This window comes from Komagataeibacter xylinus, from assembly GCF_004302915.1.
GTDB classification, from domain to species: Bacteria; Pseudomonadota; Alphaproteobacteria; order Acetobacterales; family Acetobacteraceae; genus Komagataeibacter; species Komagataeibacter xylinus_C.
Genome location: NZ_QQBI01000004.1, coordinates 1 through 20293 on the forward strand (window position 1 = coordinate 1; position 20293 = coordinate 20293).

Here is a 20293-nt window from a genome sequence, read left to right on the forward strand (position 1 = left end):
AGAAGTTTCCTCAGCGCCGCCGGTGATTGGGGATATAGGACCACCATCACATACCGTCAATCAGAAAATCGCAGCAGGGGCGAAAAAAGTCGCGGCCCCAAACACCCCGATGCGCCAAAAAGCCTGCTAGGACGCCGCTTTCCGGTCCATCAGCATATTTGTCACCGCTGATTTAAATGGCGAAAGGGCATCCGCCACGCGCAGCCCGGCCTGCCTGAGCACGCGGAAAGCGAGTTCATCACGCGTATAAAGTGTGGCGATTCCATTGGTGGCGGCAAACAGGGGGGCGGTTTCCATCCGGTGCCGCCGCTCAAAACGCCGCAGGGCGGACAGGCTACCCACGGGCTCGCCGCGCGCCATGCCCGCAGCCACTTCCTGCGCCAGTGTCTCCTGCCCTTTCAGCCCGAGGTTGAAGCCATGGGCAGTGATCGGGTGCATGCCCACGGCGGCATCGCCCACCAGTGCAAAGCCTGGCGCTGCAAAACGATGGGCATACACGCCCCGCAATGGATAGGCATGCCGCGTGCTGACCAGCCGCATGTTGCCCAGCCGTCTGCCCACCCGCTCCATGATCTCGGCATTGAAGGCATCGCGCTCAAGCGTGCGCAGCCGCTCGATCTGCTCGGTCGGCAGTGTCAGCACGATGGACGAGGCCCCGCCATTGACCGGCAGGAGGGCAACGGTCTGCCCCTCGTCAAACCACTGGGTGGCCACATGATGGTGCGGCAGGTCATGCGCCATGCGGCAGACCAGCATGGACCGCCTGAAGTCATGCACGATCGCCCCGATGCGCTGCGAGCGCCTGATCTGGGAAAACCGGCCATCAGCCCCCACGGCCAGGCGCGAGGTGATCTCGCCCCCATCATGCACCACGACCATATCCTCCCCGATGCGGCGGATATGGCGGGTGGCGGTGCCACCAAGTAGGCTGATGCCAGGGCGCTGGCTGGCTGCCATATATAAGCCATGGCGGATGCAGTGGTTGGACACCAGATAGCCCAGCGCATCCACGCCCCGGCCCTGCGTATCAAACTGGAGGGGGTGGTTGCCCCGCCCCGTCTCGACCCGCGCCTCGCGCAGGGGCGAGATGGCCACTTCAGGGATATGCGGCCACGCCCCCAGCTCCTTGAGCACCGCAACCGAATGATGGGTCAGCGCGATCTCGCGCCCGTCAAAGCCCGGCTCCGCCCACGGGGCCTGCGGCGTGCGCTCGAGCACAGCCACGGACAGGCCACGGGCCTCGAGCGACAGGGCGGCGGCAAGCCCTGCCGGGCCGCCACCCATTATGGTGACATCATGATAGGTCATGGCTGGGTTCCTGTCCGTGTGGCCTTCAGGGGTTACGCATCCGCGCCGAACGAGGCGGGCGCACCGGTCCACTGGGCCACGTAATCATCAACCGGGCGGCGCGAGGGGGCTTTCGCCTGCGCCGTGGGCGTGCCGACAAACAGGAAACCGGCCAGTTTGTGCGGCGCGGGGAAGCCCATCTCGGCAGCGAATTCCGGGTCATGGGCAACATCGCCGCTCACCCACACGCCGCCAAAGCCCGTGGCGTGCAGGGCGTTGAGAATGTTCATGGCGGCAGCCCCCACGGCCAGTTCCTGCTCCAGCAGGGGAATCTTGTTCTCGGGCCGCAGGTGCATGCCCAGCACGATGGTCATGGGCATGGTGGACATGCGCGAGAAACGCTTTTCCACCTTGGCGGGCGCCACATCGGGGTCGAGCCGCTTCATGCTGGCCACCACGCGCTCGGCCAGCTTCACCCGTGCCTCCCCCTGCACGATGGCGTAGCGCCACGGGCGCAGCTTGCCATGGTCGGGCGCACGCATGGCGGTGGAGAGGATGGCCTCGAGCACGTCACCCGCGGGGGCCGGTTCCGCCAGCGCATCGGTGGAAAACCGTGACAGGAGAAGATCGAGCGATGTCATATGGTCATTCCCTTGATATGAAGACACGCAGCAGCAGGCCAGAAGCCAACGCGCGCGACACCATGCCGCAACCGCCCGGCCCTGCCAATACGCATGCCCGGGCGGCGCGGCGCGGGCGGGATCGGTATGGATTCCGGCCCCGGCCTTCTGTAGAAGGGGGGCATGAACAGCCCGCGCACAGCCACGGTCCATCGCGCCACCAGCGAGACCGACATTACCGTGACCATCAACCTCGATGGCACCGGCCAGACCCGCATCGACACCGGGATCGGCTTCCTTGACCACATGCTGACAGCCCTTGGCCGCCATAGCATGTGCGATCTGGACATTGCCGCCAGAGGCGACCTGCATATCGACTATCACCACACGGTGGAAGATACGGGCATCGCCCTGGGCAAGGCCTTCGCGCAGGCCATTGGCGACAAGCGCGGCATCCGCCGCTACGGCAGCGCCACCGTACCACTGGACGAGGCGCTGTGCGAGGCGGTGGTAGATATTTCCGGCCGCCCCTTCCTGGCGTGGTCCGTCACCTTCGGGCGCGACAAGATCGGGGAGATGGACACCGAACTGTTCGAGGAATTCTTCCGCGCCTTCGCCATGAGCGCGCTGGTCACGCTGCATGTCATCCAGCGCGCGGGGCATAACTGCCACCACATTGCCGAAGCCGCCTTCAAGGCGCTGGCCCGCGCCCTGCGCACCGCAAGCGAGCCCGACCCGCGCGCGGGTGGCATCATCCCCTCCACCAAGGGCAGCCTGTGACATTCTATTCCGCCCTGCTGCCGCCTGCGGGCAGGCCCGCCGATACGCGGGGCTGGCCGGTAATGGTGGCCTGCCGCATGTCGTGGCTGGTGCTGCTGTGCGGCTGGGGCGGACTGCTGCTGCGGGGGTGTTTCATCAGCGGGCTGCTGGCGGGGGGCGTGAGCATTCTGCTGATGCAGTTCGTGCCGCTGGCCCTTGCCCTGCCCGTGCTGGGCGGGCTGCATCTGCTGCTGGCCCTCAACACGCCAGAAATCCGGCAATGGGAACTGCAACTGCGCGGCTATGCCCCCGTGCCGGGCGTGTATGCGCCGGACCGCAACGCCGCCGTGCTGCGCTGGCTGGAGCATAACCGGCCTGTTCCCCTCCCTTCCCCCGTATCATGAGGCAGACCATGCCCGCGCCCGCATCCTCCCGCCCCCGGTCCATCGTGGTGATCGACTATAATGGCGGCAACCTGGCCTCCGCCGCCCGCGCCCTGACACGGGCGGCAGCCGATAGCGGCATCGACGCCACCGTCACCATCACGGCGGACCCGCAGGCCGTCCTGCAGGCCGACCGCATCGTCCTGCCCGGACAGGGCGCGTTTGCCGACTGCGCGGCAGGGCTTGCGGCCCGGCCCGGCCTGCGTGATGCGATTGTTGCGGCAACCGATGGCGGCGTGCCGTTCCTGGGCATATGTGTTGGCATGCAGCTCATGGCCGAGCGCGGGCGCGAGCATGGCGTCACCCCCGGCTTTGGCTGGATTGCAGGGGAAATCGCGCTGATGGAGGCCCCCGGCCTGCGCCTGCCGCAGATGGGCTGGAACGAACTGGCCTTCACCCCCGGCGCCCACCCCCTGACCGAAGGGCTGGCGGCAGGTGCGCATGGCTATTTCGTTCATTCCTTCGCACTGGCGGGCTATGACAGCGCCGACATGGTGGCCACCACCGATTACGGCAGCCCCGTGCCCGCCATCGTGGCGCGCGGCAACCGGGCGGGCACCCAGTTCCACGTGGAAAAAAGCCAGCAGGTCGGGCTGCGCATCCTGTCCAACTTCCTGCGCTGGACGCCCGCGCCGGACCCCGCGCCATGACCCGCCAGGCCACCCTTGCCGGCACGCTGCATGCCGAACGCCTGCTCGACAACATGCACGAGGACGACCTGCACGCCCTGTGTGATGCAACCAACGCCGCCATACTTGATGGCGGCGGCTTTGGCTGGCTGGCCCCGCCCCCGCGCGAGACGCTGGAGCGTTACTTCCGTGGCGTGCTGCTGGTGCCCGAGCGGCAGATGTTCGTGGCCCGGCTCGATGACATGATCGTAGGCTCCGCCCAGCTCGTGCGCCCGCCGCGCAACAACGAGGCGCAGGCCATGAGCGCTGCCCTCATGCATTTCTACATCGCCCCCTACGCGCGCGGGCTGGGGCTGGGCCGCCTTTTGCTGACCGAGGTGGAAAACTGCGCGCGCAGCATGGGCTACCAGATCATCAACCTCGACGTGCGCGAGACCCAGGCCGAGGCCGTGCGGCTGTTCCGCAGCAGTGGCTTCCACCACTGGGGCACCCACCCCAGCTATGCCCGCACCGATGGCCGCACCGTGCGCGGCCTGTTCTTCACCAAGCGCCTGCAGGATAACGAGCGGATCGTGCCCGCCCACCCGCAGGCTGCCTCCACCCCCATCCCTGCAGCAGGACATGCCCCCGTGACCGGACACAGCCTGACCCTCTACCCCGCCATCGACCTCAAGGATGGCACATGCGTGCGCCTGCGCCGTGGCGAGATGGACAACGCCACCGTCTATTCCGATGACCCCGGCGCGCAGGCGCGGGCATGGATCCATGCCGGCTGCTCGTGGCTGCATGTGGTCGACCTCAACGGCGCGTTTGCCGGGCGCTCGGCCAATACCGAGGCCATCGAGGCCATCATCGCCAATGCCTCGGTGCCGGTGCAGCTCGGCGGCGGCCTGCGCGACCTTGAAAGCATCGGCAAATGGCTCAATGCCGGGATCAGCCGCGTGATTCTGGGTTCGATCGCGGTCAAGAACCCCGAGCTGGTGCGCGAGGCATGCCGCCTGTTCCCCGGTCGCATCGTGGCGGGCATTGACGCGCGCAGCGGCCAGGTAGCGACCGAAGGCTGGGCCGAAACATCGGAGATGAAAGCCGTCGATCTCGGCCTGCGCATGCAGGATGCCGGTGTGGCCGCCGTCATCTTCACCGAGATCAGCCGCGACGGCATGCTGACCGGCATCGACATCGAGCAGACCGCCGACATGGCCAATGCGCTCTCCATCCCGGTCATTGCCAGCGGCGGGGTGGGCAACCTGGCCCATCTTGAAGCCCTGCGGGCGGCCACGGCACAGGCGCCGGGCATTGAAGGCGTGATCGTGGGCCGCGCGCTGTATGATGGCCGCATCGACCTTGGTGAAGCCCTGCGGGTCCTGTCCTGATGCTCAAGCTGCGCGTCATTCCCTGTCTGGACGTAAAAAACGGCCGGGTGGTCAAGGGGGTCAACTTCGTCTCGCTGCGCGATGCGGGCGACCCGGTGGAACAGGCCGCCGTGTACGACGCGGCGGGGGCGGATGAACTCACCTTCCTCGACATTACCGCCAGTAACGAAAACCGCGACACCATCCTTGACGTGGTCAGCCGCACGGCCGAGCGCATCTTCCTGCCGCTGACGGTGGGCGGCGGCGTGCGCACCACCGATGACATGCGCCGCCTGCTGCTGGCGGGCGCTGATAAATGCGCCATGAACTCGGCTGCCGTATCCCGGCCCGAACTGGTGAGCGAGGCCGCGCAGAAATTCGGCAGCCAGTGCGTGGTGGTCGCCATTGATGCCCGTAGCGACGGGCATGGCGGGTGGGAAGTGTACACCCATGGCGGCCGCACCCCCACCGGGCGCAACGTGATTGACTGGTGCAGGGAAGTGGCGGAACGTGGCGCGGGCGAGATCCTGCTGACCAGCATGGACCGCGATGGCACCGGCAAGGGCTTCGACCTTGACCTGCTGCGGGCGGCGAATGCGGCGGTGCGCATTCCCATCGTGGCCTCGGGCGGGGTCGGCACGCTCGACCATTTTGTCGAGGGCGCGCGCGCGGGTGCGACCGGCCTGCTGGCGGCCAGCGTATTCCACTTCGGGCAGTTCACCATTCCACAGGTCAAGCAGGCGCTGGCGCAAGCGGGCCTGCCGGTCAGACAGACCGCCTGATCCTCCCTTTCCCGCCTATCGGAGCATTGTCATGGCCAAGCCAGAAAAATCCCGCAAGAACGCGCCCGCCAAGGCCGCCCCGGCCAAACCGGCCTCCGGCAAGGCGGCCGCACGCAAGGCCCCTGCCGCGACCATCGAGATCGAGGCCGTAGGCCCCGCGACACCTGATGTGCTCGACCGCCTGTTCGATGTTGTGGAATCGCGCCGGGGCACGGACCCCTCCGTCAGCCATTCCGCCCGCCTCCTTGCCCGGGGCCGGCGCAAGATTGCGCAGAAATTCGGCGAGGAAGCCGTGGAATGCCTGATCGAGGCCGTGGCGGGCAACCGCGAGGAACTGATCAGCGAAAGTGCGGACGTGCTCTACCACCTGATCGTGATGTGGGTGGATGCGGGCGTGAAACCGGCCGAGGTCTGGGCCGAACTGCTGCGCCGTGAAGGCACGAGCGGCGTGGCCGAGAAAGCCGCGCGCCCGCGCGACCCGCTGGCCTGAGCCACCCCAACAGGAGACAAGACCCATGCCCGTAAATGGCACCGGCGCCTATGACCCGCAGAACGTGTTCGCCCGCATCCTGCGCGGGGAACTGCCGTGCAGGAAGGTGTATGAAGATGAATACGCCCTCGCCTTCCATGACATCGCCCCCAAGGCGCCCATCCATGTGCTGGTGATCCCCAAAGGGGCCTATGTTTCCTTTGCCGATTTCAGCGCCGGGGCGAGCGAGGCGGAAATCGCAGGCTTCACCCGGGCGGTGGGCAAGGTCGCGCGTGACCTCGGGCTGGAAGCGCCGGGCTACCGCCTGGTGTCGAACACTGGCATCGAGGGTGGGCAGGAAGTGCCGCACTTCCATGTGCACCTGTTTGGTGGCCGCCCGCTTGGCGCCATGCTGCCGGGCTGAAGCCGGGCAGACAGGGGCGGTTGCCTGATGGCGCCACTCCATGAGCACACGCATGACAGCTTGCAGGGCGCCGCTTTTTTGTAAAAAGGCGGCGTTCTTCGAAGCTTTTTGAAAAAAGCTTCACCAAAAACTTTCTATAATGAACAGTCTTTTACAGGGACTGCAGTTCAAACAGGTCACGATACAGCCCGCCTTCACGCTGCATCAGGGCGGCATGGGGGCCATCCTCGCACACCTGGCCATGGCGGAAGACGATGATGCGGTCCAGCCCCATCACGGTGGAAAGCCGGTGGGCAATGACCAGCACCGTGCGCCCGGCCATGAGGCGCTCCATCGCCTGCTGCACCTGCACTTCGGACTGGGAGTCGAGGCTCGATGTCGCCTCATCCATGATCACGATGCGCGCCTGGCTTAAAAAGGCGCGGGCAATGGCAATGCGCTGGCGCTCGCCCCCCGAGAGCTTGACCCCGCGCTCACCCACCATGGTGGCATAGCCGCGCGGCAGGCGGTCGATGAAGTCCGCCGCATTGGCCTGCCGGGCAGCGTGGGCGATCTCGGCTGGCGTGGCGTCAGGGCGGCCATAGGCAATGTTCTCGGCCAGCGAGCGATGGAACAGCAGCGGCTCCTGCGGCACGATGGCAATCTGCCCACGCAGGCTGGCCTGCGTCACCGTGGCAATATCCGTGCCATCAATAGTGATGCGCCCGGCCTGCACATCATAAAGCCGTTGCAGCAGCCGCGTGAGCGTGGTCTTGCCCGAACCCGACGGACCAACAAGCGCCACCCGGCTGCCGGGCGCGATATCAAGGCTGAGGTCATCAAACAGTACCCGCCCGTGCTGGCGCACGTAGCCAAAGCGCACATGCTCGAAGCGGATATGCCCTTGCGTTACGCGCAGCGCCGGGGCACCCGGCCGGTCCGCCACGCCGGGATGCATGGCGAACAGGGCAACGAGTTCCTCCATCTCGTTGACCGAGCGCTGCACGACCGAAATCTGCTGGCCGATATCGCGCAGGTAGCCCTGGATCACGAACATCATGGTCAGCACATAAGCCACATCCCCCGGCCCGGCACGGCCACGCACCCACAACACCGCCACCCCGGCAATCAGCGCCATGCGCATGAGCAGGGCGGCAAGGTTCTGCAAATTGGCGCTGTCGGTGCCGCGCAGCCACGAGCGCACCATGCGCTGCCGCCACCTTCCCGCCACCCAGGCCAGCCGGGCATCCTCGCGCCCCTCCGCCCCGCAGGCCTTGACCACGGCGTTGCACGTCACGGCATCGGACAGGGTGGCCCCCATGCGCGTATCCCACGCATTGGCCAGCCGGGCGGATGGCGCGACATAATGCAGCGTCAGCACGACCGAGAGCCCCACAAGGGCCGCCGCCCCCACCGCCAACACCAGCCCCATCAGCGCCCAGTGAAAGGCCAGCACGCCGGTCGTGGCACACAGCACGATCACCTCGGGCACCAGCATGAGCAGCACCGTGTCACCCAGCGTGTCGATCGCCCCCAGCCCGCGCGTGATGCGCCGCACGGTCGAACCCGCGAAATTGCTGGCATGCCACTCGCTGGAGAAGCGCTGCACGCGGCCAAACGCCTCCGTCACGATGCCGGTCATGACGCGGGAGGTGAGGTGCGAGATGGTTACATAAGCCATGCGCCGCGCCACGATGCCGCCCACGCCCAGCCCGGTCAGCCCCGCAACATCGCGTATGGCGCGGTGAATGGTCGCTGCCTGCGCGGGGTGCGACACGTCATCGACCAGCCAGCCTGCCAGCAGCGGCATCATCACATCCGCAACCGTAGCCAGCGCGATACCCGCCAGCGTGCCGGCCAGCAGGGCAGGCCACGCCCGCCACCGGCGCCACACAAAGCCCAGGACGGCAGCAAATTCATGCCGCCGCGTGAGGGATCGGGAAGAAGGAGAAGCCATGCCCACCACGCCAGAATGCAAAAAACGCGGCCAGGACCGGCCACGGCAAAGGGCTGGAACGACTAGCCCCGCCCCGCGTGGCATGCAAGGCCCCTCTACCGGGTTATGAGATGCCCGGGCAATTTACAGACCCCACCCTTACGCCGCACAATACGCACCAATCCACCCCAGCGAGTAGCCGATGCCAACACCCCCCGCCCGCACCAGAGCCAAGCCTGCCCGCCGCGCCATGACGCTGGCCGAAGTCCGCGCCTTCATCAGCCTGCTGGCCACTGCCAACCCCGATGCCGAGAGCGAACTCGACTTTGTGGATGACTACACGCTGCTGGTTGCGGTGGTGCTTTCGGCACAAGCCACCGATGCCTCGGTCAACAAGGCGACCGTCAACCTGTTCCGCGATGCGCCGACCCCGCAGGCCATGGTGGCGCTTGGCGAGGAAAAGGTGGGGGCGCATATCCGTACCATCGGGCTGTGGCGCACCAAGGCGCGTAACGTGGTGGCGCTGTCGCGGCAGCTGCTTGATCGTTTTGATGGCAAGGTGCCCCATGACCGCGCCGCCCTTGAATCCCTGCCCGGTGTCGGCCGCAAGACTGCGAATGTGGTGATGAACGTGGCCTTTGGCGACAGCACGATGGCGGTGGATACCCACATCTTCCGCATTGGCAACCGCACGGGGCTTGCACCCGGGGCAAGTGTGCGCGCGGTGGAGGACCAGCTGGTCCGCCGCATTCCGCCCGACATGCTGCGCCCGGCCCATCACTGGCTGATCCTGCACGGGCGCTATGTGTGCAAGGCCCGCAAGCCCGAATGCTGGCGCTGCCCCGCCTTTGAACCGTGCCAGTACCGCCTGAAGGACGAACTGCGACTGGCCCCGGCATGAACAGATAGACGCTTTTTTCAAAAAGCTTCGAAAGGACGCCGCCTTTTTGAAAAAAGGTGGCACCCAAAAACTTTTATCATTTTTACCGAATCCCTATTCCGCCTGCGCCAGCGGCAGGTTGGGCAGCCCCATTCCACCGGGGCGCATCACCCAAGGCCGCGCCCCGCGCACGGCGCGGTCCGTCTGCACCACAAGCCCGCCATCGGGCCGGCGGTCAATGCCATAAGCGCCGTTGCGCCACAGGTCGAAACGCCCGATGGAGGGCACGCCGTCACACCCCCACGTGCCCGGCAGGTTGACCAGCAGCCCGGCCCCCTGGCACAGGCCGGGCGCAGGCGGGCGATTGGCAAGAACCAGCACGATATCGCCCGCGCGGCAGATCCCGGCGTGGCACGCCACAGTCCCCACCCTTCCCTCGGCAGGCAGCACGCCTGCGGGCAGGCCGGTCACGCGCTGCCATTCGCGCAGCGCGAAGGGATCAGGGTGCGTGCCGGGGCCAGTCAGCAGGCGGCCCTGTGTTACAATCCCCGCCATGCGCGCATCAGGGGCCAGCAGCAGCACCGGGCGTGTCGCCATCCATGGCGAGAGCACCGCCAGCACGATCGGCGCAAACCCCACAAGCCGCACCCGCCCCACCCACAGGCACAGCCAGCACAACCCCACGAAGAACACGCAAAGCCCCACACTGCCCAGGGCAGGCACGCCCATCCGCGCCATGGGCAGGCGGGCGACCAGATGCGCCAGCCATGCCACCACGCCAATGCCCCAGCTCATGGGCACAAGGGCCAGTTTTTCCAGCCCCAGCGGCATCAGCCCCAGCGCCGCCAGCCCCCATGGCATGATCCAGACCGACATGAGCGGCACCGCCAGCAGGTTGGCCAGCACGAACCATGGCTGCACCGTGCCGAAATGCGCCATGCCCACCGGCAGGCACGCGCTCCCCGCCAGCACGCTGGCCGCAAGTGGGTGAGCCAGGCGGGCGGCAACCCGCCGCAGCCAGACATCATCATGCTCCCAGCCCGACAGGGCAGGCCGCAGCGCGTCAAACCCCGCAATCAGCGCCATGACGGCAGCTACCGACATCTGGAGCGGCAGCTCGGTCACGCCCTCCGGGTTGAGGGCCATGAGCACCGTCGCGGCCACCGCCAGCGCACGCAGCGACAGCGGTCGCCTGCCCGCCAGCAGCGCCATCACCGCCAGTCCCGCCATGAGCAGGCTGCGCAGGGCGGGCAGGTGCGCGCCGGTCAGCAGTACGTAGCCGCCACCCGCCAGCAGCCCGCCCACCGCCGCGATCTGGCGGCACGGCCAGTACAGCGCGGCGCGCTCGCTCAATGCCAGCCCCGTGCGCAGCACCACCATGACCAGCCCCATCACAATCGCCAGATGCAGTCCCGCCACGGCCAGCAGGTGGGCCAGCCCCGCATCGGCAAACACCTCGCGCTCGGGGGCCGCCACCACGCCATCGGCCCCCGCCAGAATGGTTGCGGCAATATCGCCGCGCGTGCCGGGCAGGGCCGCACGAATCCGCTCCGCCAGCGCCTGCCGCCGGCCCGCAAGCCAGCCCGCCGCCCCGCCACCGGCCCGCGCAGGCGTAATCGTGGCCCGGTCAAGCGCGCGGCCATGGCCTGCCTGGCCTGCAAACCACGCCCGGCGCTGAGCATCATACCCGCCCGGCACATCGGGGAAGGCAGGCGGCGAAAGCAGGGCACGCACCCGGAATCCATCGCCCGGCATGGGCCGCGCGGGATCATCGGCCCGCAGCCGCACGGACAGCCACCGCCGCAGGGGCGGCATGCCAGTGCTGATCCCATCCTCAAGGCGTACGCCGCGCAACGCCACGCGCAGCGCCTGCGTGCCATCGGCCAGACGCTGCACCTCAACCCCGCTCACATCCCCCGACAGATGCACCGCCCGGCGCGGCAGGTCGGGGAAAGGCGGCATGCGCCATGCCTGCCCCCATGCCACGAGCAGCCCCACGGCACCGGCGCCCACCACGCCCGCGCCCAGCCGCACGGCCAGCCGGCCAGGCCACAGCAGGCGGCAGGCAAGCGCGGCAATGCAGGCCAGCGCGCCCCCTGCCACAACCACCCCGCCCGGCTCGGACGGCAGGGCAAAATACGCAATGATGCCACCTGCAAGGGCCACCGGCAGCCACAGCACCAGGCGAGTGTTCTGCCCCCACAGCCACGCCGTGAACGCAGCCCGCAGGCGCGCCGGCACCCGGCTCACAGACCACCCCGCCCGAAGGATGCCACTGCGCGGCCCAAAATCGCCACCCGCCGGGCGGCTGCCCACGCCCCCATGGCAGGCCAGCGGCATCGGCATTGATGGCAAATGGCAGACAGACCCGACAGGAGACCCCCATGATGCGCGTAAAAGGCGTGGCAGGAATGCACACCCTAGCGGGCGGAACGGTTTTCACGCCAGAGTGCCCCCTGTCAGCAGGGCGAAAACATGCTAGGAACCCGGTTCATGACTGTCCGTACGCGTTTTGCTCCCAGCCCCACCGGCCTGCTGCATATCGGCAACGCCCGTGCCGCCCTCTTCAATTTCCTCTATGCCCGCCACCACGGCGGGCAGTTCGTGCTCCGCATCGAGGATACCGACCGCGAACGCTCGACCCAGCAGGCGGTCGACGTGCTGTTCGACGGCCTGGCCTGGATGGACATCGAATCCGACGAGAAGCCGGTCTTCCAGTCCACGCGCCAGGCCCGCCATGCCGAGGTGGCGCATGAACTGCTGGAAAAGGGACTGGCCTATCGCTGCTACTGCACGGCCGATGAACTGAAGGAAATGCGCGAGAAGGCGATGGCCGAGGGCCGTCCCCCCCGCTACAACGGCATGTGGCGCGACCGCGACCCCGCCGAGGCTCCCGCCAACACCCCCTACACCATCCGCATCAAGGCCCCGCGCGAGGGGGAAACCACCATCCACGACCTGGTGCAGGGCGACGTGCGCGTGGCCAATTCCGAACTGGATGACATGATCATCCTGCGCGCCGATGGCACGCCGGTCTACCAGCTTGCCGTGGTGGTCGATGACCATGACATGGACATCACCCACGTCATCCGTGGCGATGACCACCTGACCAACACCTTCCGCCAGGCCATGATCTATCGCGCCATGGGCTGGAAGCTGCCGCATTTCGCGCATCTGCCGCTGATTCACGGGCCCGACGGGGCCAAGCTGTCCAAGCGGCACGGGGCGCAGTCGGTCGTCGAGTTCCGCGAGATGGGCTACCTGCCCGAGGCGCTCAACAACTACCTGCTGCGCCTTGGCTGGGGCCACGGCGATGCCGAGATCCTCTCGCGCGAGGAGCAGATCAGACTGTTCGACCTCGATGGCGTGGGCCGCTCGCCCTCGCGCATGGATTACGCCAAGCTGCTGCACATCAACGGCGTGTGGCTACGCCAGGCCGATGATACCCGCCTGACCAACGACGTGATGGAACGGCTGGGCAAGATGGACGGCGTGGATACATCGGATGCCACCCGCGCCAAGGTGCTTGCACTCATGCCCGGCCTGAAGGAACGCGCCAAGACGCTGGTGGAACTGGCCGATAACGCGGCCTTCCTCGGCCGTTCGCTGCCACTGGCCTTCGACCCCAAGGCCGAAAAGCAGCTCACCCCGGAAAACCGCGTGATGCTGGGCAGGCTGGCCGCGGCGCTGAAGGCAACCGAGCCCTTCAGCAAGGAGGCGATCGACGCGACACTGCGCCAGTTTGCCGAGACGCACGAGATGAAGCTGGGCAAGGTGGCCCAGCCGCTGCGCGCCGCCGTGACCGGCAGCACCATGTCGCCCGGCATTGATGACACGTTGCTCGCCCTTGGCCGTGACGAGGTTCTGGCGCGCATCAACGCGGTTGCCGCCCATGAGTGAGCGCGGCAGCCACGGTAGCAACGTCTTCGCCACCCCGGCCACACGCCACCTGCTGGGCGTGCAGGGCATGCATCCGAGCCGGATCATGCCCATACTGGACCTGGCCGAGCACTACGCCCTGCTCAACCGCTCGCGCAAGACCCCGCGCGACCTGCTGCGCGGGCGCACGCTCATCAACCTGTTCTTTGAGGACAGCACCCGCACCCGCACCTCGTTCGAGCTGGCGGGCAAGCGGCTGGGCGCGGATGTGGTGAACATGACCGTGGCCAGTTCCTCGGTCAACAAGGGCGAGACGCTGCTCGACACGGCGGCAACGCTCAACGCCATGCATGCCGACCTGCTGGTGGTGCGCCACGCCCAGTCCGGCGCGCCCGCGCTGCTGGCGCAGAAGGTGCAAGCCAGCGTGGTCAATGCGGGCGACGGCACGCATGAGCACCCCACGCAGGCCCTGCTCGATGCGCTGACCATCCGCCGCCATTTCGGCACGTTCGAGGGGCTGACGGTGGCGATCTGCGGCGATGTGAGCCACAGCCGGGTCGCGCGCTCCAACATTCACCTGCTTACCGCACTGGGCTGCCAGGTGCGCGTGGTGGGCCCGCCCACGCTGGTGCCCGGCGCCATTGGCGCGCTGGGGGTCAGCATCCATCACACCATGGAAGACGGCCTGCGCGGCGTGGACGTGGTGATGATGCTGCGCGTGCAGCGCGAGCGCATGAAGGGCACGCAGGTGCCCAGCGCGCGGGAATATTTCCGCTTCTATGGTCTCGACAACAAGCGCCTGGCGCTGGCGAAGCCGCATGCGCTGGTCATGCATCCCGGCCCGATGAACCGGGGCGTGGAAATTGACAGCCGCGTGGCCGATTCCGACCAGAGCGTGATCCGTGAACAGGTGGAAATGGGGGTTGCGGTGCGCATGGCGGTGCTCGACCTGCTCGCACGCGGGGGAGAAGGCGCATGAAGCCGGTTGTTTTTGAAAATGTGCGCCTGATCGACCCCGCCAGCAACACGGACCGCCCCGGCCGCCTGCTGGTGCACGATGGCCTGATTGCAGGCACCGACGCACCAAACGCCGAAGGCGCGCCCGAAGGGGCGGATGTGATTGATGGCGGCGGCCAGCTCGTGCTGTGCCCCGGCCTTGTAGACATGCGCGTGACCATTGGCGAGCCCGGCTACGAATACCGCGAGACAGTGCTCTCGGCCGCGCGCGCCGCCGTGGCCGGCGGCATCACCACCATCGCCGTGCTGCCCAATACCAGCCCGACCATCGACAACCCCGCCCTTGCCCGCCTGCTGCGCGCGCGTGGCGAGGAAACGGGCATGATCGACATCCTGCCCTATGGCGCCCTGACGCGGGAATGCGCGGGCAGGGAAATGGCCGAGATCGGCCTGCTGGCCGAAGCGGGCGCCATTGCCTTTACCGATGGCCCGCACGCCATTGCCGACAGCCGCATGATGCGCCAGATGCTGACCTACGCCAGAGGCTTCAACGCCCTGATCGTGCAGCACCCCGAAGACCCCTCGCTCGCGCGCGGCGGCTGCGCGACTGATGGCGAACTGGCCACCCGCCTCGGCCTGCCGGGCATTCCTGCAGCCGCCGAGGCCATCCTGATCGCACGCGACCTGCGGCTGGCGCGCATGACCGGCGGGCGGCTGCATTTCGGCCATGTCTCGACCGCCGACGGGCTGGACCTGATCCGCAATGCCAAGGCCGATGGCCTGCGCGTGAGCTGCGATACAGCACCACCCTATTTCGACCTCAACGAGACGGTGATCGGGGATTTCCGCACCTATGCCAAGCTCTCGCCGCCGCTGCGCAGCGAGGCCGACCGCCGCGCCGTAAGCGCTGCCCTGGCCGATGGCACGATCGACGCCATCGCATCCGACCACATGCCGTGTGATGCCGATGACAAGCGCCAGCCCTTTGCCGTGGCCGCCGCCGGTGGCACCGGGCTGTGCACGTTGCTTGCGATAACACTTGCGCAAGTGCATGCGGGCCATCTTGGCATGATGGAGGCCATTGGCCTGCTCACGCACCGCCCAGCTGCCGTGCTGGGCAGCCAGGCGGGCACGCTGGCCGTGGGCATGCCTGCCGATCTGTGCCTGTTCAACCCCGACACCGCCTGGGTGGTGCGCGCGGGCGACCTGCCGGGCAAGGCGCAGAACACCCCGTTCGATGGCCGCGCGCTGGAAGGCCGCGTGCTGGGCACGTGGAAGAAGGGCGTGCGCGTGTTCGGGGCGCAGGCCGCATGATCTACGGCATTCCTACCTACGACCTGCCGCTGATGGGCGGTGTCGCCTTCCTGTCCTACCTGATTGGCAGCATTCCCTTTGGCCTGGTGCTCACCGCGCTGTCGGGTGGGGGCGATATCCGCAAGATCGGCTCGGGCAATATCGGGGCGACCAACGTGCTGCGCACGGGGCGCAAGGGGCTGGCCGCGGGCACGCTGGCGCTGGATGGCACCAAGGGCGCATTCGCGGTGTTCTGCGCCTTCGTGCTGTGCCCGTTCCACACGCTGGCCGCCGAATCGCTGGCCGCTATCTTTGCCGTGGCCGGGCACTGCTTTCCCGTCTGGCTCAAATTCAAGGGCGGCAAGGGCGTGGCCACGGGGCTGGGGTGCATCCTGGCGCTCATGCCCGGGGTGGGGCTGTGCTGCTGCGCGCTGTGGCTGATCTTTGCCAAGGTCACGCGCATTTCATCAGCAGGCGCGATCGTTGCCTTTGCCGCCCTGCCCCTGCTCATGATCCGGCCCGGCCGCATTGACTTCCATTCCCCCGCCTATCTGGCCGGGGTACTGATCGCGGTGATGATCCTCATCCGCCATCACGCCAACATTACCCGCCTGCTCAAGGGCACCGAGCCCAGAATCGGCCAGAAAAGCACATGAATCCCCCCGATGCCGAAACGGCGCTGGCCTGCCTGCGGCTGGCGCGAACGGACGGCATCGGCCCGGTCAGCTACCGCAAGCTCGTCCGCACCCATGGCAGTGTTGAAGCAGCCCTCGCCATGCTCGAACGCGGGGCCACCCGCATCAGCCGCACCATCGGCCCGCTCTACCCGCGTGATGACGGCCTGCGCGAACTTGAACGCCTGCAGGCGCTGGGCGGCACGTTGCTGGTGCATGGCCAGCCCGGCTACCCGGCCCTGCTGGCCGCACTGCCTGATGCGCCACCCGTGCTGTCGGTACTGGGCGACGTGACGCTTCTGTCCGCCCGCATGGTGGGCATCGTGGGCGGGCGCAATGCCTCATCAGGCGGCCTGCGCATGGCCGAGAGCCTGGCCGCCCTGCTGGCGGCACACGGCGTGCACACCGTATCGGGGCTGGCGCGCGGCATTGATGGCGCGGCCCATCGCGGCGCCATGACGGCGGGCCGCACGGTTGCCGCCATCGCGGGCGGTCTGGACTGCCCCTACCCGCCCGAACATGCTGCCCTGCAGGCCGAGATTGCCCGCACCGGCGCGGTCGTGACCGAGGCCGCGCCGGGCACGGTGCCGCAGGCCCGGCACTTCCCGCGCCGCAACCGGCTCATTGCGGGGCTTGGGCTGGGCTGCGTGGTGGTGGAGGCTGCACTGCGCTCGGGCAGCCTGATTACCGCGCGCATGGCGCTGGATTACGGGCGCACCATCTTCGCCGTGCCCGGCTCGCCGCTTGATCCGCGCTGCCGGGGCAGCAACGACCTGCTGCGTCAGGGCGCGGTCGTGACCGAAACCGAACGCGACATATTGCGTGAACTGCCTGAAACAATAGAGGAAAACGACCTGTTTTCCGCCCCGCCCTGCCCACCGCGCCACAATGCTGCCCCATCGGGTGGGCAAGCCTTGGCCCCGCCGCAGCCAGACCCGCCACCACCGCCCTGCGCCCAGGGCGACCTGCATGAAATGGTGGAAGGTTTTCTATCTTTCACGCCATCGCCTGTTGACGATCTCGTACGGCGCTGCCAGTTCTCGACAGCAGCAGTCCTGACCGTCCTGTCGGAAATGGAGATTGCGGGCACGATCGAATTCCTCGCGGGGGATCTGGTCGTGCGGCGTCCACCCCCGGCCTGAGCGCGGGATAGAGCAAGGTTTTGAGAATCGTGATCCGGAGACAGAATGACTGACGTCGTGGTGGTCGAATCGCCAGCCAAGGCGAAAACGATCAATAAGTATCTGGGTGATAACTATACGGTTCTGGCCTCGTTCGGGCATGTGCGCGACCTTCCGCCCAAGGATGGCAGCGTCAAGCCCGATGAAGGCTTTGCCATGGTGTGGGAAACCGATGAGCGCGGCAGCCGCCAGATCGCGGCCATCGCCAAGGCGCTGCGCGGGGCGACACATCTGTACCTCGCCACTGACCCCGACCGCGAGGGGGAAGCCATTTCGTGGCATGTGCGCTCGATCCTGGAGGAGAAGAAGCTCCTCAAGGGCATCGAGGTGCAGCGCGTCACCTTCAACGAAATCACCAAAAGCGCCATCAAGGCCGCGATGGCCCATCCGCGTGAACTCGACTTCCCGCTGATCGAGGCCTATCTCGCCCGCCGCGCGCTCGACTACCTCGTGGGTTTCACGCTCTCGCCGGTGCTGTGGCGCAAGCTGCCCGGCTCGCGCAGCGCAGGGCGCGTGCAGTCGGTCGCACTTAGGCTGATCTGCGAGCGCGAAGCCGAGATCGAGATTTTCAAGCCGCGTGAATACTGGTCCGTGCTGGCCCGCATGACCACGCCCGCCGGCGCCGCCTTTACCGCGCGGCTCACGCATCTTGATGGCCACAAGCTTGATCAGTTCGACCTGAACAACGAAGCCAGCGCCATGGCGGCCAAGGCCGCGGTCGAGGCCGGTGACTTCGGGGTGGAGAAGGTCGAGCGCCGCAAGGTGCGCCGCAACCCGCCGCCGCCCTTTACCACATCGACCATGCAGCAGGAGGCCTCGCGCAAGCTGGGCATGGGGGCCCAGGTGGCCATGCGCACGGCCCAGCAGCTTTATGAGGGCATCGACATCGGTGGCGAGACCGTGGGCCTCATCACCTATATGCGAACCGATGGCGTGCAGATGGCGGGCGAGGCGATCAGCGCCATCCGGGGCCATATCGGCCACAGCTTTGGCGAGGAGTACGTGCCCGACAAGCCGCGCATCTATTCCACCAAGGCCAAGAACGCGCAGGAAGCCCATGAGGCCATCCGCCCGACCGACGTGCGCCGCACGCCAGCCGACATGGCGCGCTACCTCTCGCCCGAGCAGAAGAAGCTGTATGACCTGGTGTGGAAGCGCTCGGTCGCCAGCCAGATGCAGTCCGCCGAGCTTGACCAGGTGGCGGTTGACATCGTGGACCGGCAAAAGCGCGTGACCCTGCGCGCCACGGGTTCCATGATCGCGTTTGACGGCTTTCTCAAACTCTACAGCGAAGGCCGCGACGACTCGCCCGCCAAGGCGGAGGACGAGCAGGACCGCATGCTGCCCTCCATGAAGGAGCACGACGCCATCGGGCGCGGCGAGGTCACGGCGGACCAGCACTTCACCCAGCCGCCGCCGCGCTATTCGGAGGCCTCGCTGGTCAAGAAGATGGAAGAGATCGGCATTGGCCGCCCCTCCACCTACGCCTCCATCCTGACCGTGCTGCGCGACCGCAATTACGTGCAGCTTGAGAACCGCCGCTTCATCCCCGAGGATCGCGGGCGGCTGGTCACGGCCTTCCTCACCTCGTTCTTCGAGCGGTACGTGGACACGCAGTTCACCGCAGGGCTTGAGGAACAGCTTGATGACATTTCAGGCGGGCGGGCCAACTGGCGCGATGTGATGTCCGCCTTCTGGTCTGACTTTTCGCACGCGGTGGACCAGACGAAGGACCTCAAGATATCCGACGTCATTACGGCGCTGGATGCGGACCTTTCGCCCTATTTCTTCCCCGCGCGGGAGGACGGGCAGGATCCGCGCCTGTGCACGGCGTGCAACACCGGCAGGCTGGGGCTCAAGCTGGGGCGCTATGGCGCGTTCATCGGCTGCTCGAACTACCCCACGTGCCAGTACACCCGCAAACTCGTGGCCGACCCGAAGGAAGGCGATGATGCCGCCGCCCTGAAGGACGGCATGCGCGTGCTGGGCACGGCCCCCACGGGCGAGGACGTGACCGTGCGCCGTGGCCCGTGGGGGCTGTACGTGCAGCAGGGCGAGCCCGACCCCGAGGACAAGAAGGCCAAGCCGAAACGCGCCACCATTCCGCGCGGGCTCGATGGCGACAAGATCACGCTCGAGCAGGCGGTGGGCCTGCTGTCGCTGCCGCGCATCGTGGGCATTCACCCCGAGCTGGGCGAGCCGATCGAGGCGGGGCTGGGCCGGTTTGGGCCATATGTGAAGATGGGCGCGGTCTATGGCTCGCTGGACAAGGATGACGATGTCCTGACCGTGGGGCTGAACCGCGCGGTCGATGCGCTGGCCAAGAAGCTGGCCTCGATCCGCACCATCGGCCCGCACCCCAAGGATGGCGAGCCGGTCATGGTGCGCAAGGGCCGCTTTGGCCCGTATGTCCAGCACGGCTCCATCGTGGCTACCGTGCCACGCGGGCAGGACATGAACGACGTGACCATGGAGGAAGCCCTGACGCTGCTGACCGAAAAGGGCAAGCCGCTCAAGGCCAAGGGCAAGAAGGCCACCACCGCCCGCAAGCCCGCAGCCCGCAAGATAAAGGCCAAGGCGGCGGAAGGCGAGGACGGCAAGGAAGCCGCACCCAAAAAGGCTGCACCGAAGAAAAAGGCAGCCCCGAAAAAGACGGCAGCCAAGCCAGCCGCCAAAAAGACCACCACCACCCGCAAGAAGGCCGCCCCGGCCAAGACTGAAAGCGAGACGGACTGATCATGAAGCGGCA

Annotated in this window: 18 protein-coding genes; 14 read left to right on the forward strand and 4 right to left on the reverse strand. The window is 67.3% G+C overall.

Going from position 1 to position 20293, the window contains the following annotated elements:
- Positions 1-126: 126 nt before the first annotated feature.
- Positions 127-1308: a 5-demethoxyubiquinol-8 5-hydroxylase UbiM gene (ubiM, locus tag DV027_RS03810; protein ID WP_130730608.1), complete on the reverse strand. Its 1182-nt coding sequence runs from the start codon at positions 1306-1308 to the stop codon at positions 127-129.
- A 32-nt stretch (positions 1309-1340) separates the two neighbouring features.
- Positions 1341-1928: a nitroreductase family protein gene (locus DV027_RS03815; protein WP_130730609.1), complete on the reverse strand. Its 588-nt coding sequence runs from the start codon at positions 1926-1928 to the stop codon at positions 1341-1343.
- A gap of 162 nt (positions 1929-2090) precedes the next feature.
- Between DV027_RS03815 and hisB the strand changes: the two genes are divergently transcribed.
- From hisB to DV027_RS03850, 7 genes are read left to right on the forward strand one after another with little or no spacing between them, the layout of a single operon-like run.
- Positions 2091-2687: an imidazoleglycerol-phosphate dehydratase HisB gene (gene hisB / locus DV027_RS03820; RefSeq protein WP_130730610.1), complete on the forward strand. Its 597-nt coding sequence runs from the start codon at positions 2091-2093 to the stop codon at positions 2685-2687.
- Complete coding sequence (locus tag DV027_RS03825) at positions 2684-3070, forward strand: hypothetical protein (RefSeq protein WP_130730611.1); 387 nt, start codon at positions 2684-2686, stop codon at positions 3068-3070. Before hisB ends, DV027_RS03825 begins: the two co-directional genes overlap by 4 nt.
- Positions 3071-3078: 8 nt before the next feature.
- Entirely contained in the window at positions 3079-3759 is a 681-nt protein-coding gene (gene hisH, locus DV027_RS03830) for an imidazole glycerol phosphate synthase subunit HisH (protein WP_130730612.1), read from the forward strand.
- Entirely contained in the window at positions 3756-5111 is a 1356-nt protein-coding gene (gene hisA / locus DV027_RS03835) for a 1-(5-phosphoribosyl)-5-[(5-phosphoribosylamino)methylideneamino]imidazole-4-carboxamide isomerase (protein WP_130730613.1), read from the forward strand. Before hisH ends, hisA begins: the two co-directional genes overlap by 4 nt.
- Positions 5111-5872 (forward strand): imidazole glycerol phosphate synthase subunit HisF, encoded by a 762-nt coding sequence (gene hisF / locus DV027_RS03840; protein ID WP_130730614.1) that lies wholly within the window; start codon positions 5111-5113, stop codon positions 5870-5872. The genes hisA and hisF overlap by 1 nt, the downstream gene beginning before the upstream one ends.
- A 31-nt stretch (positions 5873-5903) precedes the next feature.
- On the forward strand, positions 5904-6362 hold the full coding sequence (locus tag DV027_RS03845) for a phosphoribosyl-ATP diphosphatase (protein ID WP_130730615.1): 459 nt from the start codon (positions 5904-5906) through the stop codon (positions 6360-6362).
- A 25-nt stretch (positions 6363-6387) separates the two neighbouring features.
- Complete coding sequence (locus DV027_RS03850) at positions 6388-6765, forward strand: histidine triad nucleotide-binding protein (RefSeq protein ID WP_130730616.1); 378 nt, start codon at positions 6388-6390, stop codon at positions 6763-6765.
- A 151-nt stretch (positions 6766-6916) separates the two neighbouring features.
- Here DV027_RS03850 and DV027_RS03855 read toward each other — a convergent pair whose 3' ends face one another.
- Positions 6917-8701: an ABC transporter ATP-binding protein gene (locus tag DV027_RS03855; protein ID WP_242621714.1), complete on the reverse strand. Its 1785-nt coding sequence runs from the start codon at positions 8699-8701 to the stop codon at positions 6917-6919.
- A 181-nt stretch (positions 8702-8882) separates the two neighbouring features.
- Here DV027_RS03855 and nth point away from each other — a divergent pair, with 181 nt between their 5' ends.
- Complete coding sequence (nth, locus tag DV027_RS03860) at positions 8883-9581, forward strand: endonuclease III (protein WP_130730618.1); 699 nt, start codon at positions 8883-8885, stop codon at positions 9579-9581.
- Positions 9582-9674: 93 nt separating this feature from the next.
- Here the strand turns inward: nth and DV027_RS03865 are convergent, their stop codons facing one another.
- Positions 9675-11906 carry a ComEC/Rec2 family competence protein gene (locus DV027_RS03865; protein ID WP_242621715.1) on the reverse strand — a complete coding sequence of 744 codons (2232 nt, stop codon included), beginning with the start codon at positions 11904-11906 and terminating at the stop codon, positions 9675-9677.
- A 147-nt stretch (positions 11907-12053) separates the two neighbouring features.
- On the opposite strand from DV027_RS03865, the gene gltX reads away from it, so the two are divergent.
- Genes gltX through topA form a run of 6 tightly spaced genes read left to right on the forward strand, consistent with a single transcriptional unit; the run spans position 12054 to position 20280 of the window.
- Complete coding sequence (gene gltX, locus DV027_RS03870) at positions 12054-13460, forward strand: glutamate--tRNA ligase (protein WP_130730619.1); 1407 nt, start codon at positions 12054-12056, stop codon at positions 13458-13460.
- Complete coding sequence (locus DV027_RS03875) at positions 13453-14418, forward strand: aspartate carbamoyltransferase catalytic subunit (protein ID WP_130730620.1); 966 nt, start codon at positions 13453-13455, stop codon at positions 14416-14418. Before gltX ends, DV027_RS03875 begins: the two co-directional genes overlap by 8 nt.
- Positions 14415-15710, forward strand: coding sequence for a dihydroorotase (locus DV027_RS03880; RefSeq protein WP_130730621.1), 1296 nt, complete (start codon positions 14415-14417; stop codon positions 15708-15710). The genes DV027_RS03875 and DV027_RS03880 overlap by 4 nt, the downstream gene beginning before the upstream one ends.
- Positions 15707-16345 carry a glycerol-3-phosphate 1-O-acyltransferase PlsY gene (plsY, locus tag DV027_RS03885; RefSeq protein ID WP_130730622.1) on the forward strand — a complete coding sequence of 213 codons (639 nt, stop codon included), beginning with the start codon at positions 15707-15709 and terminating at the stop codon, positions 16343-16345. The genes DV027_RS03880 and plsY overlap by 4 nt, the downstream gene beginning before the upstream one ends.
- Positions 16342-17505, forward strand: coding sequence for a DNA-processing protein DprA (gene dprA / locus DV027_RS03890; protein ID WP_130730623.1), 1164 nt, complete (start codon positions 16342-16344; stop codon positions 17503-17505). Before plsY ends, dprA begins: the two co-directional genes overlap by 4 nt.
- Positions 17506-17550: 45 nt before the next feature.
- A complete protein-coding gene (gene topA, locus DV027_RS03895; protein WP_130730624.1) occupies positions 17551-20280 on the forward strand; it encodes a type I DNA topoisomerase in 2730 nt (909 codons plus the stop codon).
- Positions 20281-20293: the final 13 nt, after the last annotated feature.